Source organism: Pseudomonas sp. WS 5010 (genome assembly GCF_012985565.1).
In the GTDB taxonomy this organism is placed as follows: Bacteria; Pseudomonadota; Gammaproteobacteria; order Pseudomonadales; family Pseudomonadaceae; genus Aquipseudomonas.
Genome location: NZ_JAAQWQ010000001.1, coordinates 1 through 14,550, shown reverse-complemented (window position 1 = coordinate 14,550; position 14,550 = coordinate 1). Strand labels below are relative to the sequence as shown.

17 protein-coding genes and 1 rRNA gene are annotated in these 14,550 nt (G+C 61.3%); 10 read left to right on the top strand and 8 right to left on the bottom strand.

Going from position 1 to position 14,550, the window contains the following annotated elements; translation table 11 throughout:
• Positions 1 to 146: 146 nt before the first annotated feature.
• The gene (gene cynR / locus HBO11_RS00090) at positions 147 to 1,058 is read right to left on the bottom strand and encodes a transcriptional regulator CynR (RefSeq protein WP_169955555.1); all 912 of its coding nucleotides are present in this window, start codon (positions 1,056 to 1,058) and stop codon (positions 147 to 149) included.
• A gap of 112 nt (positions 1,059 to 1,170) precedes the next feature.
• Between cynR and HBO11_RS00085 the strand changes: the two genes are divergently transcribed.
• The 3 genes from HBO11_RS00085 to HBO11_RS00075 are packed head-to-tail and all read left to right on the top strand — an operon-like array spanning position 1,171 to position 3,208.
• On the top strand, positions 1,171 to 1,812 hold the full coding sequence (locus tag HBO11_RS00085) for a carbonic anhydrase (RefSeq protein WP_057958801.1): 642 nt from the start codon (positions 1,171 to 1,173) through the stop codon (positions 1,810 to 1,812).
• Between the two features lie 28 nt (positions 1,813 to 1,840).
• A complete protein-coding gene (cynS, locus tag HBO11_RS00080; RefSeq protein ID WP_057958800.1) occupies positions 1,841 to 2,311 on the top strand; it encodes a cyanase in 471 nt (156 codons plus the stop codon).
• 54 nt (positions 2,312 to 2,365) lie between these two features.
• Positions 2,366 to 3,208, top strand: coding sequence for a cache domain-containing protein (locus tag HBO11_RS00075; RefSeq protein WP_169955554.1), 843 nt, complete (start codon positions 2,366 to 2,368; stop codon positions 3,206 to 3,208).
• Positions 3,209 to 3,250: 42 nt separating this feature from the next.
• Here the strand turns inward: HBO11_RS00075 and HBO11_RS00070 are convergent, their stop codons facing one another.
• On the bottom strand, positions 3,251 to 4,705 hold the full coding sequence (locus HBO11_RS00070) for an MDR family MFS transporter (protein ID WP_262380960.1): 1,455 nt from the start codon (positions 4,703 to 4,705) through the stop codon (positions 3,251 to 3,253).
• A gap of 96 nt (positions 4,706 to 4,801) precedes the next feature.
• On the bottom strand, positions 4,802 to 5,995 hold the full coding sequence (pobA, locus tag HBO11_RS00065; protein WP_169955552.1) for a 4-hydroxybenzoate 3-monooxygenase: 1,194 nt from the start codon (positions 5,993 to 5,995) through the stop codon (positions 4,802 to 4,804).
• Positions 5,996 to 6,174: 179 nt separating this feature from the next.
• On the opposite strand from pobA, the gene HBO11_RS00060 reads away from it, so the two are divergent.
• Entirely contained in the window at positions 6,175 to 7,050 is an 876-nt protein-coding gene (locus tag HBO11_RS00060; protein WP_169955551.1) for a helix-turn-helix domain-containing protein, read from the top strand.
• A gap of 59 nt (positions 7,051 to 7,109) precedes the next feature.
• Here the strand turns inward: HBO11_RS00060 and HBO11_RS00055 are convergent, their stop codons facing one another.
• Both HBO11_RS00055 and HBO11_RS00050 read right to left on the bottom strand, forming a co-directional pair.
• The gene (locus HBO11_RS00055; protein WP_169955550.1) at positions 7,110 to 7,283 is read right to left on the bottom strand and encodes a hypothetical protein; all 174 of its coding nucleotides are present in this window, start codon (positions 7,281 to 7,283) and stop codon (positions 7,110 to 7,112) included.
• A 99-nt stretch (positions 7,284 to 7,382) separates the two neighbouring features.
• Positions 7,383 to 8,288 carry a LysR family transcriptional regulator gene (locus tag HBO11_RS00050; RefSeq protein WP_169955549.1) on the bottom strand — a complete coding sequence of 302 codons (906 nt, stop codon included), beginning with the start codon at positions 8,286 to 8,288 and terminating at the stop codon, positions 7,383 to 7,385.
• A gap of 113 nt (positions 8,289 to 8,401) precedes the next feature.
• On the opposite strand from HBO11_RS00050, the gene HBO11_RS00045 reads away from it, so the two are divergent.
• The 4 genes from HBO11_RS00045 (at position 8,402) to HBO11_RS00030 (ending at position 12,383) form a co-directional block, all read left to right on the top strand.
• On the top strand, positions 8,402 to 9,268 hold the full coding sequence (locus HBO11_RS00045) for an MBL fold metallo-hydrolase (RefSeq protein ID WP_169955548.1): 867 nt from the start codon (positions 8,402 to 8,404) through the stop codon (positions 9,266 to 9,268).
• Between the two features lie 34 nt (positions 9,269 to 9,302).
• Complete coding sequence (locus HBO11_RS00040) at positions 9,303 to 9,917, top strand: NAD(P)-dependent oxidoreductase (protein WP_169955547.1); 615 nt, start codon at positions 9,303 to 9,305, stop codon at positions 9,915 to 9,917.
• 184 nt (positions 9,918 to 10,101) lie between these two features.
• Complete coding sequence (locus tag HBO11_RS00035; protein ID WP_169955546.1) at positions 10,102 to 11,289, top strand: cyanate transporter; 1,188 nt, start codon at positions 10,102 to 10,104, stop codon at positions 11,287 to 11,289.
• Positions 11,290 to 11,426: 137 nt separating this feature from the next.
• The gene (locus HBO11_RS00030; protein WP_169955545.1) at positions 11,427 to 12,383 is read left to right on the top strand and encodes a LysR family transcriptional regulator; all 957 of its coding nucleotides are present in this window, start codon (positions 11,427 to 11,429) and stop codon (positions 12,381 to 12,383) included.
• A 10-nt stretch (positions 12,384 to 12,393) separates the two neighbouring features.
• On the opposite strand, the gene HBO11_RS00025 is transcribed toward HBO11_RS00030, so the two are convergent.
• On the bottom strand, positions 12,394 to 13,296 hold the full coding sequence (locus HBO11_RS00025) for a LysR substrate-binding domain-containing protein (RefSeq protein ID WP_169955544.1): 903 nt from the start codon (positions 13,294 to 13,296) through the stop codon (positions 12,394 to 12,396).
• A 108-nt stretch (positions 13,297 to 13,404) separates the two neighbouring features.
• Here HBO11_RS00025 and HBO11_RS00020 point away from each other — a divergent pair, with 108 nt between their 5' ends.
• Together HBO11_RS00020 and HBO11_RS00015 are read left to right on the top strand one after the other, a co-directional pair.
• Positions 13,405 to 13,611 carry a hypothetical protein gene (locus tag HBO11_RS00020; RefSeq protein ID WP_178121219.1) on the top strand — a complete coding sequence of 69 codons (207 nt, stop codon included), beginning with the start codon at positions 13,405 to 13,407 and terminating at the stop codon, positions 13,609 to 13,611.
• Between the two features lie 57 nt (positions 13,612 to 13,668).
• The gene (locus tag HBO11_RS00015; RefSeq protein ID WP_169955543.1) at positions 13,669 to 14,070 is read left to right on the top strand and encodes a VOC family protein; all 402 of its coding nucleotides are present in this window, start codon (positions 13,669 to 13,671) and stop codon (positions 14,068 to 14,070) included.
• Between the two features lie 52 nt (positions 14,071 to 14,122).
• Here the strand turns inward: HBO11_RS00015 and HBO11_RS00010 are convergent, their stop codons facing one another.
• Together HBO11_RS00010 and rrf are read right to left on the bottom strand one after the other, a co-directional pair.
• Positions 14,123 to 14,269, bottom strand: a complete 147-nt coding sequence (locus tag HBO11_RS00010) for a hypothetical protein (RefSeq protein ID WP_169955542.1) — start codon at positions 14,267 to 14,269, stop codon at positions 14,123 to 14,125.
• 163 nt (positions 14,270 to 14,432) lie between these two features.
• Positions 14,433 to 14,548, bottom strand: a 5S ribosomal RNA gene (gene rrf, locus HBO11_RS00005).
• Positions 14,549 to 14,550 lie beyond the last annotated feature (2 nt).

The window sequence follows — 14,550 nt, the reverse complement described above, 5'->3', positions numbered from 1 at the left end:
TACATCAACGCCCAGCCGACACACCGGGCGGCTCGGCGCGATGGCGCCAGGCAAGGCCTCGGGGTGAGTGTCGGGGGAACCGTCCATGCAGGGATCACAGTGAAGAGATAAGCGCCAGCGTCACACGCTGGGTTAAGCCATTAAATTCAGTCTTGATGGAGTTCACTTTCAGGATGACTAAACATTCGCCACCCACTCACCACATCGACAAACGCCCGGCATGCAGCACTGCGATAAGCGCCCTTGCGACTGAGCAGGGCCACCGTGCGCTGCGGCAACGGCGGGCGCAGTTGCACCGCGTGCAAGCCCTGCTGGGCCATGGCCACCTCGCGGGGCAGGATCGTCGCCAGTTGGGTATGGCGAATAATTTCAATCACCGCACTGATCGAATTGGCCTGCATGGCAATCTGCGGCGTTATCTCCAGCGTCCGGCAATAGTCATCAATGTAACGTCGCGTCGCAAATCCGCTGTTCAACAGCACCAGGGGTTGCTGCTTGAAGTCAGCCAGCTTGAGCCACTGTTTGCGCTTCAAGGTTGGATGACTGGCGCTGGCCACTACGCTCAACTCCTCGACAAACACCCCTTGGCATTCGATGTCTGGCATGTGCTCGCCGCTGAAGCCAATGCCGATATCCAGCAAATCCTCGGTCAGCGCGCGCTCAAGACGGTCCTGGGGCATTTCCTCGACGCTGACGGTGATCCCCGGATACTGCTGATAAAACTGGGCCAGTAGCGGCCCGATCAGGTACGCGGTGAACGTCGGGGTCATGGCCAAGCGTAAATTGCCACGGCTCAGGTCCTGCACGTCATGCATGGCCCGGGTGCCCGCCTGCAGATCCTGCAGCGCCAGGCGGGCAAACCGCACATAGGCCTGGCCCGCGTCGGTCAGGTTGACACTGCGCCCGGAACGATCCAGCAGCGGTGCCCCCAGGTTCTCTTCGAGTTGCTTGATCTGTTGCGACAATGTCGGCTGCGACACATGCAACGCTTCGGCAGCCCGCGTGAAGTTACGGTGCTCGGCGACGGCCAGCAGGTAGCGGATATGGCGTAGCAGCATGCAAAACACTCCAACTATAGGCATGACTTATAGAAACCATAATAATCCAGTCTTGGACGCTATAACCAAAAACTTCCATCCTTGCCCCATTAGCGACGCAAGGAGAAACACCATGCAGCATCTCATCGACGGCTTGCGCAAGTTCCAGAGCGAAGCCTTCAGCCAGCGCAGTGACCTGTTCAAGCAACTGGCAACCACGCAACACCCCAGCACGCTGTTTATTTCCTGCTCCGACAGCCGTGTAGTCCCGGAGCTGTTGACCCAGCAGGAACCAGGCGATCTGTTTGTGATCCGCAATGCCGGCAATATCGTGCCGTCCTACGGCCCGGAGCCGGGCGGGGTCTCGGCCACGGTCGAATATGCGGTGGCCGTGCTGGGGGTCAGCGATATCGTGATTTGCGGCCACTCCGACTGCGGCGCCATGACGGCCATTTCCACCTGCAAATGCCTGGATCACTTGCCCGCCGTGGCCAACTGGCTGCGCCATGCCGAGTCGGCCAAGGTGATCAACGCCGCACGTACCCATGCCTCGGATGCAGAGCGACTGAGCGCCCTGGTGCGGGAAAACGTGGTCGCACAATTGGCCAACCTCAAGACTCATCCCAGCGTCGCCCTGGCGCTGGAACAGGGCCGGCTGAGTCTGCATGGCTGGGTCTACGATATCGAAAGCGGCTGCATCAACGCCCTGGATGGCCGCACCGCTCGCTTTGTATCCCTGCTGGACAATCCACAGACCCGCGCACACGCCGCCTGAACCTTATTTAACCGAAGAGGAAGTCATCATGCTGCAATCCCAATTGTCCCAAACCCCACGCCTGGCCCTGGCCGACACCGTGATTGATATCAAGGCCCGCAAAAACCTGTCCTGGCAGGACCTCAGCGACGGCACCGGCCTGAGCCTGGCGTTCGTCACCGCAGCCCTGCTCGGGCAACACCCGCTGCCCAAGGACGCAGCCGATGTGGTGTGCGCCAAACTGGGCCTGGACGCGGACGCCAGCCGTCTGCTGCAAAGCGTGCCTCTGCGCGGCAGCATCCCCGGTGGCATTCCGACGGATCCGACCGTGTACCGTTTCTATGAAATGCTGCAGGTCTATGGTTCAACCCTCAAAGCCCTGGTCCACGAGCAGTTTGGCGATGGCATCATCAGCGCCATCAACTTCAAGCTAGACATCAAAAAGGTCGAAGACCCGGACGGCGGCTCCCGCGCGGTCATTACCCTGGACGGAAAATACCTGCCGACCCAGCCGTTCTAATCCCCGGGCAACCGTCTACGCTCTTGGGACATTCACAAGAACGAGGGACGGGTAATGAAGGGAATGCTCCGCGCCACCTGGCTGCTGCTGTTGCTGGGTTTCAGCCAGGCCCAGGCCGCAACCGCCCATGAACAGGACGCCCAGGCCGCCAAGGCGCTGCTGGAGAAGGCCCTGGCTTATTACCACGACAACGGTGACAAGGCCTTCGCCGCCTTCAGCCGCCAAGGCGAGTTTGTCGACAAGGACCGCTATGTGTTCGTCGTCGATACCAAGGGCGTGCTGCTGGCCAGTGGTGGGCCTTCATCGGCGCTGATCGGTCGCGACGTGTCCGAAGTGCTCGGGCCGGACCTGCGCCAGTCGTTCAAGGACGCGCTGAAGATCCCGGAAGGCAATGGCATCCAACAGGCCGAATACCGCTGGCAGAACTGGAACGACGGCAAGGTGGAACGCAAGCATGTGTTCTACCAGCGTATCGGCCAGCGCATCCTGGCCGTCGGCTATTACCTGCCCCGGGCCACACCCGAGCAGGCCAAGGCCCTGCGGGACAAGGCAGTCAGGGAACTGGAGAAAAACGAAGCCGGCACGTTGAAGGCAATCAATGCGCTGCAAGGCGGCTTTTTGCAGGACGACTTGTATGTGTTTGTGGTCGACCTGGATACCGGGCGCTATGTGGCCCACGGCACCAACCTGCGCCTGATCAACACCGACTTCGCCAAGATCAAGGACCCGGACGGCAAGCCCGTGGGTGAACCGATCCTGGCACTGATGAAGGAGCAGGGTCAGGGAGAATATGAATACCGCTGGAAAAACCCGGTGACCGGCAAGGTGGAAAACAAGCATGCCTATCTGCGCAAGAGCGGGCATTTTCTGGTAGCGGTGGGTTACTACAGCCCGTAAGCGCGCAACTGCACGCCTTGTAGGAGCAGGCCGGCGCCTACGCTAGCGCGCCTTGTCTTCGCGCCCGCGCAACAGCTGGTTGGGCATCGCAATCGCCGCTGCCAGCCCCAGCAGCGACACCGCCGCGCTGATCATCAACAAATGCCGGAAGGTCCTCAACAGCTCCCCACGCAAGGCGTCCTGCGCCGGGCCGGGAGCCGCGTTGAGGCCATCGAGCAGCACGTTGCCGGAGCTGCCTTCGGCCATCATCGAGCCACTGGCCAGGTGGGCAAAACTCGAGTCCTGCAACAACGCCAAAAGCAAGGCCGACATACACGCCACGCCGACCGCGCCACCCAGGGAGCGAAACAGGTTGGTGGTGCTGGTAGCGACACCGATGTCGTGTTGCGCCACCGAGTTTTGCGTGCCCACCAGGGAAGTCGGGAACTGCATGCCCGAGGCAATGCCGCTGAGCACCATGAACAAGCTGCTGAGGATCAGTGACTGGGGTGCGCTGAAGGCCATGCCGAGGATGGCAATCGGCGTGAGCAGCGCCCCGGTAAGGATCATCGGTTTATAGCGACCGGTGACTGAGGTCATGCGCCCGGCAAAGAACGCGCCCATGGGCAAGCCAATCGCCAGCGGCAGCAGGTGCAAGGCGGCGCTGTCGGCACCGGCCCCCGTGACGCTCTGGTAGCGCAGGGGCATCAGCACGATCAGCGAGATGGCCTGGAAGCTGGTGAAGAAAATCGTACACCAGCACAACACCGCGCTGCGGTTGGCGAACAGGTGCATGGGCAACAACGGCTCCCGCGCCCGGCGCTCATGCCAGACAAACACCGTCAACGCCACCAGCGCACAGGCCAGCAGGCCCAGTACTTGATCATCGCGCCAATGATGGCCCTGGCCGATTTCAGTGATGCCCAGCAACAGCGCGGTCAGGCCGATGATCATCAGCACCGTGCCAAGGTAATCGATGATCGGCTTGCGCTGTGGCACCGGCAGCCCCACCAGCGTGCGATGGGCCACCCACCAGGCGCCCGCGCCCAATGGCAGGTTGATCAAAAATACCCAGCGCCACGACAGGTACTCGGTCATATAGCCGCCCAACACCGGCCCGGCCACGCTGGCGACGGCGTACATGCTGCTGAAGTAACCCTGGTAACGCCCACGCTCGCGGGGCGGAATGATGTCGCCGATGATCGCCTGGCTCACCGAAATCATCCCGCCCGCGCCGATGCCCTGGAGGATCCGCGCCAGCACCAACTGCTCCATGCTTTGCGCCATGCCACAAAACAGCGAGGCCACGGTGAACAGGCCCATGCCGATCAACATCATCGGCCGCCGCCCATACAGGTCGCCAAGCTTGCCGTAGATCGGCACCGCCACGGTCATCGCCACCATGTAGCCGGAGATGACCCAGGCCAGCAGGTTGACGTCGTTGAACCGCGCAGAAATGGCCGGCATCGACACGGCGACGATGGTCTGGTCCAGCGCACCGAGGAAAATCGCCAACATCAGGGCGGCAAGGACACTGCGTACAGAGGGTGTGGATTGGGTCACGACAGAACCTGCAGGCAAGCGGCAATGCCCGCCATGTTACTCGATAGCCGGCTATTCGATAGCCTCGTAAGGAAGCCCGACGTAATTTTCTGCAATGGTTTCGCGTCCAGCCTGCGACTCGACAAAGTACTCCAGCTCGCTCTGGGCAATCCGTTGGCTGAAGCCATCCGCCTCGGGAAACTGGTGCAGCATCGAGGTCATCCACCAGGAAAACCGCTCGGCCTTCCAGATCCGCCGCAAACAGATCTGGGAGTATTTCTCCAGCAGCTCCACGCGCCCTTCCCGGTACACCTTGCACAAGAGGGTGAACAGGGTGCTCACGTCACTGGCCGCCAGGTTCAGGCCCTTGGCGCCGGTGGGCGGCACGATATGGGCGGCGTCCCCCAGCAGGAACAGGCGCCCGTACTGCATCGGCTCCACCACGAAACTGCGCAGCGGCGCGATGCTCTTTTCAATCGAAGGCCCGGTCACCAGGCTGGCCGCCAGATCCGCCGGCAAGCGCGCCTTGAGTTCGGCCCAGAAGCGCTGGTCGGGCCATGCATCAAGCGACTCCTCGGCCGGCACCTGCAGGTAATAGCGACTGCGGCTGGGCGAACGCATGCTGCACAGGGCAAAGCCACGCGAATGCTTGGCGTACACCAGTTCCCCGTGGACCGGCGGGGTGTCGGCAAGGATGCCCAACCAGCCGAACGGGTAGACCCGCTCGAAGGTCTTGAGCACATCGGCGGGGATCGACTGGCGCGACACGCCATGGAAGCCGTCGCAACCGGCGATGTAGTCGCAGTCCAGGCGCACCTGCTGGCCTTGATGCTCGAAGGTCAGCCAGGGCCGCTCGCCCTTAAGGTCGTGGGGCTGAACATTGCGCGCTTCATACAGGGTGATCGCGCCGGCGTGCTCGCGGGCGGCCATCAGGTCGCGGGTGACTTCGGTCTGGCCGTAGATCATCACAGTCTTGCCGCCGGTCAGGGTCTTCAGGTCGATGTGGTGCAAGCGCCCATTGAGGGCCAGCTCGAAGCCTTCATGCACCAGGCCCTCGGCGTCCATCCGCTGGCTGACACCCGCCTGGCGCAACAGGTCGACCATGCCTTGCTCCAGCACTCCGGCGCGAATTCGCCCGAGAACGTAGTCCGGGGCCTGGCGCTCAACAATCAGGGTTTCAATCCCCGCGTTATGCAGCAATTGGCCGAGCAGCAGCCCCGAAGGACCGGCGCCGATGATGGCGACTTGAGTTTTTAGGGTTTTCATTATTTTTATGGCCCGCCGGCTTCCCCCGAACGTTATCGGTGAAAGCGTTGTCATTGGTTTTGGTACTGGCATTTTTCCCTTGAGTGAGCCCCACAAGAAGGTGAAAACTGAGCCAAAGCCTGCGCTTTTCGCCAATCGGGGCGATTACCGAACCACTGTCCTGAGTATCGGATAAAAACATGACCAAAAATGCCAGTCCCGCGATTCCAGTGTTCAAACTCTACGGAGAAAGCCAGCAGTGGCCGACTCCGGATTTGCTGCATTGCGAGACCATCTCCCGGCGCAGCCGCGAGTACCAGTGGGAGATCCAGCCCCACCGGCATGCGGACCTGTGCCAATTGCTCTATGTGTACAAGGGCCAGGCGCAATTGGAGATCGAGGGCCAGCGCACGACGCTGACCGAATCGACCCTGCAAGTGCTGCCGCCGCTGTGTGTGCACGGATTTCGGTTTGCCGAGGATGTAGAAGGGTTTGTGGTGACACTGGCCGCGCCGCTGGTGGCGCACCTGCAAGGCCAGTTGGGCTCGGCGGTAGACGGTTTGAGCGCCCTGGGCAGCTACCCGGCGGGCCATGACAGTGACTACCTCAATAGCCTGTTCACCCGGTTGCAGAATGAATACACCGATGACTTCCCGGCCCGGGACATGATGATGCACGCGCTGGTCAGCGTGCTGCTGGTGTGGATCAGCCGCCAGGCCATCCAGCGCCGCCATCCACGGGCACCTCGGGGCCGCGAGTACTTCCGGCACTTCACCCAGTTGGTGGAGCAGCACTACCGCGAACACCCGAAGATCGAAGACCTGGCGCACAAGCTGGGGATCTCGGTGTCGCACCTCAACGGCACCTGCCGCGAGCTGGGCGGGCAGCCGGCGTTGCAGATCATGCACGACCGCCAACTGCTGGAGGCCAAGCGTCTGTTGACCTACACGAGCATGACCATTAATGAAATGTCTGACGTACTGGGATTCTCTGACCCGACGAACTTTTCTCGATTGTTTCGCAGGCGCGTAGGATTTTCACCCAAGGCATTTCGCGAACAACTGAACGCGGACTGACCGACCACCCACGCACTGTTGCAGGAGCCCGCAAGCCGGCTGCTGCAACAGGTTGCGTGTCAGCGCAGTGCGCTCAGGGTCGCCGAGTAGGTGCATTGCCCATGGTTGCAGGCAGAAGCCATGCCGGGTTGCAGGCGGGCCTGTTCGGCGCGGTAGGCAGCGGTGCCATAGAGGGCCGTGGCAAAGGCGCAGAGGGCAAAAATCGTCAGGTACTTTCTGGTTTTGATCGTCATGGCATCAACCTCCGGACAGATCAAGAAGGTGCTGTATTGAGCATAGGCCAGCCAGGGCCAGTTGCCAGTATTGACGGGTATTCAGACGCCTTATAGAGCTTACAGCCCCACGTCCCATTGCGGCTCTGGCGGGAACCTCAAGACCAGGAAATCCAGAAGGCTGCGCAATGCCTGGGGCATGTGCTTGCGCGAGGCATACACCGCATACATGTTCATCTGCCGCGGTTCGGCATGGGGCAGCAGGCGGATCAACTGGCCGCTGCGGATGTAGTCGCCGGCCTGATAGGTCGGCAACATCGCCACCCCTGCCCCGGCCAGGGTCAGCCGCAGCAAGGTGCTGGCTTCATTGGCGCTGATATTGCCATGCACCGGCACCGACACGGGCTCAGCGTTCTCCTCGAAGTGCCACAGGCTCTTGCCGAAGTAGGAATGGGTCAGGCAGTTGTACTCCGCCAACTCTTCTACCCGCTGGGGCTGCGGGTGTTCCTGCAGGTAGGCCGGCGACGCGCAGATCACCGAGCGGCACACGGTCAACTGACGCGCAATCAGATTGGGATCCAGGTCGTTGCTGGTGCGGATCGCCAGGTCGATGCGCTCATCCACCAGGTTCACTGTGCGGTCGAGCATTTGCAGGTCAATACTGACCAGCGGATAACGCTTGACGTACTCGGCCATGGCCTCGGCCAACTGCGCCTGGCCAAACGAGGTGCTGACGCTCAGGCGCACCAGGCCGCGAGGGGCGTCGTCCGGTTCGCTGACGGCGGCCTGCATGTCGTAGGACAGTTCCAGCATCTGCCGGCAACGCGGCAGGGTCTCACTGCCAGCGGCGGTCAGGCTGAGCTTGCGCGTAGTGCGGTGCATCAGGCGCGCGCCCACCCAGTCTTCCAGCTCCGCCAGATAGCGCGACACCACTGGGCGCGACAGGTCCAGATGATCGGCGGCGGCCGATTGGCTGCCCAGGTCGACCACGGTGACAAACACCCGCATTGCTTGAAGACGATCCATGATTTGCCCGGTTTTAGAAACAAACTATGTCCAAGCATCGCATTTTTTGCTGCGTTCAGTGCAACTAAGCTCTGTCCATCGCCTGCCAAGGCATCCCTGACCTGGACTTGAACATGCTCACTACCCTCAAGCGCTTTGTACTGGCCACTACCGTTCTTGGCTTTGCCGCCCACGCCGTCGCCGCCGACCTGACCCTCGAGGTGTATAACCCAGGTGAATCGGCGATCTTCCCCGTCAGTTCGGTGCTGGTCAGCGGCGAGAAAGACGCGATCCTGGTAGACGCGCAGTTCGGCAAAAGCCAGGCCGAACAACTGGTGCAGAGGATCCGCGCCAGCGGCAAACAGCTGACCACCATTTACATCAGCCATGGCGACCCGGATTACTACTTCGGCCTCGACACCCTGGCCAGCGCTTTCCCACAGGCCAAGATCGTCGCGCCACAACCGGTGGTCGAGCATATCAAGGCCACCGTTGCCGGAAAGATTGAATATTGGGGCCCGAAAATGGGCGCCGATAAACCCGCCAAGACCCTCATTCCCCAAGTCCTCGACGGCCATAGCCTGACGCTCGAAGGGCAATCGCTGGAAGTCATCGGCCTGGACGGCCCGCAGCCGGACCGCAGCTTTGTGTGGATCCCGTCGATCAAGGCCGTGGTCGGCGGCGTGGTGGTCTCGCAGAACATCCACCTTTGGATGGCCGACACCCAGGGCGCACAGTCCCATGCCGATTGGTTGGGCACCCTGCAACGTATCGAAAAACTCAAGCCGGTCACCGTGGTTCCCGGCCACTACTTGGGCACGCCTTCGGTCAAAGCTGTCGCCTTTACGGCCGACTACATCAAGGCTTTCGATGTAGAAACCGCCAAGGCCAAGGATTCCTCGACCCTGATCGCAGCCATGAAAAAACGCTACCCGAACCTGGCCGATGAAAGCTCCCTGGAGCTGAGCGCCAAAGTCGCCAAGGGCGAAATGAAGTGGTGATTTGATCCAACCCTTACCCACACTGGAGAACGTCATGAGCAAGATTGCAATCATTGGTGCCACCGGCCGTGCCGGTAGCCAACTGCTGGAAGAAGCCCTGCGTCGCGGCCACACCGTCACGGCCATTGCCCGTAACACCGGCGCGATCGCCGCGCGTCCCGGCCTGACCGTCAAACAGGTGGACGCACTGGACGCCCAAGCCCTGCAACAGGCCATCAGCGGCAGCGACGTGGTGATCAGCGCCGCGCACTTCGCCACCCTGCCTGCGCCTGCGGTGATCGGGCCGGTAAAACAGGCCGGCGTGAAGCGCCTGCTGGTAGTGGGCGGTGCGGGTTCGCTGCTACTGCCGGGTGGCGGGCGGGTCATCGACAGCGAAGGTTTCCCTGCCGAATACAAGGCCGAGGCCAGTGCTGGCGCAGCGTTCCTCGACACCTTGCGCCAGGAAAAGGAGCTGGACTGGACGTTCCTTTCGCCCTCGGCAGAGTTTGTCGAGACCGAGCGCACCGGTAAGTTCCGCCTGGGCCAAGATGACCTGTTGGTGAGCAGCGAGAACCGCAGTTGGATCAGCTTTGCCGACTTCGCCATTGCCATGATCGACGAAGTGGAAACAACCAAGCATTCGCGCCAGCGTTTCACCGTGGGCTACTAAGCCCACAACCCTGTAGGAGCCGGCTTGCCGGCGATGGCGGCGATGGCGGCTTATCTGACAGACCACTATCGCCGGCAAACCGGCTCCTACAGATGTAGTTTTTCAATAGCTCCTGCGACTTTCTGATTTGCCGCCGGGCCCGCGCGGTCGCCTAATGGCGACCTTGTCCGCTCAAGGCCCGCCCATGGAAAACGTCCACGCAAAACCCACTACCGCCCTCTGGCTGATGATCAGCGTCGTGCTGGTGGCCCTCAATCTGCGTCCGTCCATGGCGGCGGTCGGCCCTTTGTTATCGTCGATCCGCGGCGATGTGCCGCTGAGTTTCAGCACTGCTTCGTTACTGACCATGTTGCCGGTGATGGCGATGGGCTTGGCGATGTTCTTCGGCATGGGCCTGGGCAAACGCTTTGGCGAGCATCGCAGCATTGTCCTGTCGCTGGTGGTGATTGGCCTTGCCACCTTGTCGCGGCTGTTTCTCGACTCTGCCGCCGAGTTGATCCTCAGCGCCATCGCCGCCGGCGTGGGCATTGCCCTGATCCAGGCGTTGATGCCGGCGCTGATCAAGTCGCGTTTTAGTGACAACGTTTCGCTGTTCATGGGCTTGTACGTCACCGCGATCATGGGCGGCGCGGCATTGGCGGCGTCGTTCTCGCCATTCATCCAGGTACAGACTGGCAGTTGGCGGATGGGTCTGGCGATCTGGGCGGTGCTTGCCGTGTTGGCGCTGCTGTTCTGGTATGCCCAGCGCGCCGCGTTGCCACCACTGCCCCAAGCCGGCAGCGGCCCGCAGGAATCGTTTTTCCGCAATCGCCGCGCGTGGTTGCTGGCGATTTTCTTCGGCCTCGGTACCGCGTCCTACACCTGTGTACTGGCTTGGCTGGCGCCGTACTACGTCGAGCAGGGCTGGAGCGAACAGAACGCCGGCCTGCTGCTGGGCTTCCTGACGGCCATGGAAGTGGTCTCCGGACTGATCACCCCGGCTATCGCCAACCGACGCCAGGACAAGCGCGGCGTGGTGGCCGTGCTGCTGGTGCTGATCATCGCCGGCTTCTGCGGCCTGATCCTTTCCCCGCAACACTTCACACTGCTGTGGCCATGCCTGCTGGGCCTGGGCATTGGCGGGCTGTTCCCGATGAGCCTGATCCTGTCCCTCGACCACCTGGACAACCCGCGCCGCGCCGGTGGCCTGACGGCGTTTGTGCAAGGCATCGGCTACCTGATCGCTGGGGTGTCGCCGCTGATTGCCGGGATGATCCGCGACCAACTGGGCAGCTTCGAATGGGCCTGGTGGTCACTCACCGCGGTGGTGGGGGTGATGTTACTGATAGTCCTGTGCTTCGACCCGCGCCACTATGCACGGCATATTCGTTAAGGCGTCGTGTTCCAAACAGTATCTGTCCCACAATGAACATAGAAAGGTCCGACAGACCTTTCTATTGGGACGAGCGTTCCGTTAACATTTTGTCTTGTTTGCGCTGCGGTCGCGCAACAGGCTCACGGACGGAACGAATGCTAAACAGTAACTTGCTTAGAAAGCTCGATATGCAGGATCTGATGGTGTTTATCGCTGTGTATGAGCAAAGCAGCGTCACCGATGTCTCCGAAACCCTGTTTGTCAGCCAGTCCACGGTCAGTTACAGCCTGAAAAAGCTGCGCACCAGCTTTGAGGACGACCTGTTTATCAACACCCGTGCCGGCATGCGCCCAACCTACAAGGCCAGCACCATGTACGGGCATGTGCAGAAAATCCTCGAAAGCATCAACCTGTGCCACGCGGGCGCGCAGACGTTCGATCCCACGCAAAAAGCCGTCACCTTCAACCTCTGCGCACCCGAATACTTCGAGCAACTGATCCTGCCCAGATTGTTGAAACACTTCGATCATGCCGACCTGCCGGTGATCGTCAATGTGCAGAAGCTGGAAACCGAGATCCCTGTCGAGGCGCTGCGTGACGGGCGCCTGGACCTGGTGATCTGCTTCGGTCCGCACTTTCACCGTGAGCACAAGGACCTCAGGACCCAGATGCTGCTGGAAGACGACTTGGTCTGCGTCTTCGACAAGCGTGCGGCCCCCCGGGAGCCGGCGTTCAGCCTGCAGTCCTTTGTGGCCCGGCGCCATGTGTTCCCCACGCCCTGGACCTCGGACACCAACATGATCGACGGCTGGCTGAGCCGCCAGGCTCACAAGCGCCAGGTCATCGCCCGGGCCAACAGCTACAGCGCGGCGCTGAAGATGATTGCCGGCACCGACTTTATCGTCACCCTACCCCGGCGCGTGCAACAACTGCTGGCCGTGGAACCACAGTTCGGCCATTGCGAAGCCCCCAACGGCCTGCCGGGGTTTACCCTGGAGATGCAGTGGAACGATGCCAGCGAGCAGGAAAGCGCCAACGCGTGGTTTCGCGAGCAGGTGGCGGCGGTTGCGGCCAGTTGCAAAGTGGACGTGGCAAGAGAAGCAAACGCCTAACTTGCCGCGCTCACGCCCCCATGAACGCTTCCAGCCGCGAGCGCATCCAGCGTTCGGCGGGGTCGCTGTCAACGTGGCTGAGCCAGACCATGGACAGGTCCAGGGTCGGTGTATCGAACGGAAACGGCTCACAAAACAGGTTGCCCGCCGCCGCCATGGCTTGGGCCGTGTAGTCCGGCAGGCTGGCGATCATATCGGTGCCGGCCAGTAATGCCGGTAAGGAACTGTATTGCGGCACGGATAACACCACGTGCCGCTTGCGACCGATCTCCGCCAGCCACTCATCGGCAAACCCCGCGACGTTAGCGGTGTGAGACACCAGCACATGGGGCCGTGCGCAGTATTCGTCGAGGGTCAGCGCCTGGTCCGAGGCATCGGCGCGCAGCACGCTGGGACGGATGTGGCGCAACAGTTTGCGCTTGGCATTGGCCGGCAGGCCACGGGTCTGGGTGATGCCGACGGTGATATCGCCAGAGGCCAGCAAATCGGGAATCCGCCAGTAATCGACGTGCTGCACCACAAACACCACCTGCGGTGCTTCGGTGCGCAGGGCCCGCAACAGCGGTGGCAACAGACCGAACTCGACGTCATCGGACAGGCCGATACGAAAGGTCATGGTACTGACAGACGGGTCGAAATCATGGGTAAGACTCAACGCCGCCGACAGCGAGTCCAGGGCCGGCGACAGATGCAGGATGAGCTCCTCGGCCCGCGCCGTGGGTTCCATGCGGTGGCCGACACGGATAAACAGCGGGTCGTTGAACAGCGTGCGCAGGCGGTTGAGGGCCGAACTGACCGTGGGCTGGCCAAGGAACAGCTTCTCTGCCACACGCGTTACGTTGCGCTCGAGCATCAGTGTTTCAAAGACCACCATCAGGTTGATGTCGGCCTTGCGTAATTCATTGCGATTCATGGCAAGCGCCCCACTGCCCAAGACAGTCGGCAGTTTAGGAACACAGCGGGGCCTGCGTCTATGCGCCGACTATCCAACCCACGTATTTGGGACTATAAATCAGCTTCCATGGCAACCGAGAACATCCCCGTGCTGGTCATTCTTGCCCTGGCCATCCTGATGGCCGGGCTGTGCATCTGGAGTATCAGGTTCATCGCCCATCCAACCGCCAGGACGCTGCTGCGGGTATTTATCGGGTTGTGCCTGGCCGCCATCGTGGCGTACCTGGTCTTGGCGTCGGGGTTTCCCACGGCGCTGCTGGTATCGGCAGGTTGACGAGCCTGCTGGCACTTCCTCTAATAGGCATCTTTTTCAAGCACGGAGCGCTTAGCCATGAAATTCGCCTACACCATCGTCTACGTCCCGGATGTCGCCGCGTCGCTGCAGTTTTTTGAAACGGCCTTCGGCTTCAGTCGACGCTTCCTGCATGAGTCTGGGACCTATGGCGAGCTGGAAACCGCAGGCACCACCTTGTCCTTCGCCGCGCATGAACTGGGGGAGTTGAATTTCAAGGGTGGGCACGTCGCTGCTCATTCTTCTAAGCAACCGCTGGGTGTGGAACTGGGATTTGTGACCGATGACGTCCCGGCCGCCCACGCCAAGGCTGTGGCCGCAGGTGCGACCGAGCTATCAGCACCGAGCAGCAAGCCCTGGGGCCAAGTGGTGTCTTATGTGCGCTGCCCGGATGGGACGCTGGTGGAGTTGTGTACGCCGATGTCCTGTAAGCCGGCTTGACGGCGGGGGCCTGTCAGCGTTATGCCCATCGCGGGCAAGCCGGTTCCTACAGTTATGGCTTCAGGGGGCGTTCCTGATCGCGTTCGGATAGCTCCGTCCCGTCATCCGGATGCTTCCAGGTCTGTGGCTTCTCTTCCTCGCGACGCTGCCTGGCGCGCTCCTGCTCCGCGTCATCGCGCGGTTTAGGTTCAGTGGTCATACCTACCTCCCGTCCTTAAGAATGAGTAAAGCCAACTAAGCATAGAGCAGCAATCGCATTTGTTGCAGTTGGCGGGCGCGACCAGTTGCTTGCGGGCTTATGGGTTTTCGACCGCCCAAAACAAAACCCCAACTGCTTTCGCAATTGGGGTTTCGGAATTTAATCTTGACGATGACCTACTCTCACATGGGGAAACCCCACACTACCATCGGCGATGCATCGTTTCACTGCTGAGTTCGGGATGGGATCAGGTGGTTCCAATGCTCTATGGTCGTCAAGAA

Excerpts from the sequence above, each read along its gene's own strand:
- cynR (WP_169955555.1), bottom strand. The coding sequence starts at position 1,058 with ATGCTGCTACGCCATATCCGCTACCTGCTGGCCGTCGCCGAGCACCGT.
- HBO11_RS00085 (WP_057958801.1), top strand. The coding sequence starts at position 1,171 with ATGCAGCATCTCATCGACGGCTTGCGCAAGTTCCAGAGCGAAGCCTTC.
- cynS (WP_057958800.1), top strand. The coding sequence starts at position 1,841 with ATGCTGCAATCCCAATTGTCCCAAACCCCACGCCTGGCCCTGGCCGAC.
- HBO11_RS00075 (WP_169955554.1), top strand. The coding sequence starts at position 2,366 with ATGAAGGGAATGCTCCGCGCCACCTGGCTGCTGCTGTTGCTGGGTTTC.
- HBO11_RS00070 (WP_262380960.1), bottom strand. The coding sequence starts at position 4,705 with ATGTTGGCGATTTTCCTCGGTGCGCTGGACCAGACCATCGTCGCCGTG.
- pobA (WP_169955552.1), bottom strand. The coding sequence starts at position 5,995 with ATGAAAACCCTAAAAACTCAAGTCGCCATCATCGGCGCCGGTCCTTCG.
- HBO11_RS00060 (WP_169955551.1), top strand. The coding sequence starts at position 6,175 with ATGACCAAAAATGCCAGTCCCGCGATTCCAGTGTTCAAACTCTACGGA.
- HBO11_RS00055 (WP_169955550.1), bottom strand. The coding sequence starts at position 7,283 with ATGACGATCAAAACCAGAAAGTACCTGACGATTTTTGCCCTCTGCGCC.
- HBO11_RS00050 (WP_169955549.1), bottom strand. The coding sequence starts at position 8,288 with ATGGATCGTCTTCAAGCAATGCGGGTGTTTGTCACCGTGGTCGACCTG.
- HBO11_RS00045 (WP_169955548.1), top strand. The coding sequence starts at position 8,402 with ATGCTCACTACCCTCAAGCGCTTTGTACTGGCCACTACCGTTCTTGGC.
- HBO11_RS00040 (WP_169955547.1), top strand. The coding sequence starts at position 9,303 with ATGAGCAAGATTGCAATCATTGGTGCCACCGGCCGTGCCGGTAGCCAA.
- HBO11_RS00035 (WP_169955546.1), top strand. The coding sequence starts at position 10,102 with ATGGAAAACGTCCACGCAAAACCCACTACCGCCCTCTGGCTGATGATC.
- HBO11_RS00030 (WP_169955545.1), top strand. The coding sequence starts at position 11,427 with ATGCTAAACAGTAACTTGCTTAGAAAGCTCGATATGCAGGATCTGATG.
- HBO11_RS00025 (WP_169955544.1), bottom strand. The coding sequence starts at position 13,296 with ATGAATCGCAATGAATTACGCAAGGCCGACATCAACCTGATGGTGGTC.
- HBO11_RS00020 (WP_178121219.1), top strand. The coding sequence starts at position 13,405 with ATGGCAACCGAGAACATCCCCGTGCTGGTCATTCTTGCCCTGGCCATC.
- HBO11_RS00015 (WP_169955543.1), top strand. The coding sequence starts at position 13,669 with ATGAAATTCGCCTACACCATCGTCTACGTCCCGGATGTCGCCGCGTCG.
- HBO11_RS00010 (WP_169955542.1), bottom strand. The coding sequence starts at position 14,269 with ATGACCACTGAACCTAAACCGCGCGATGACGCGGAGCAGGAGCGCGCC.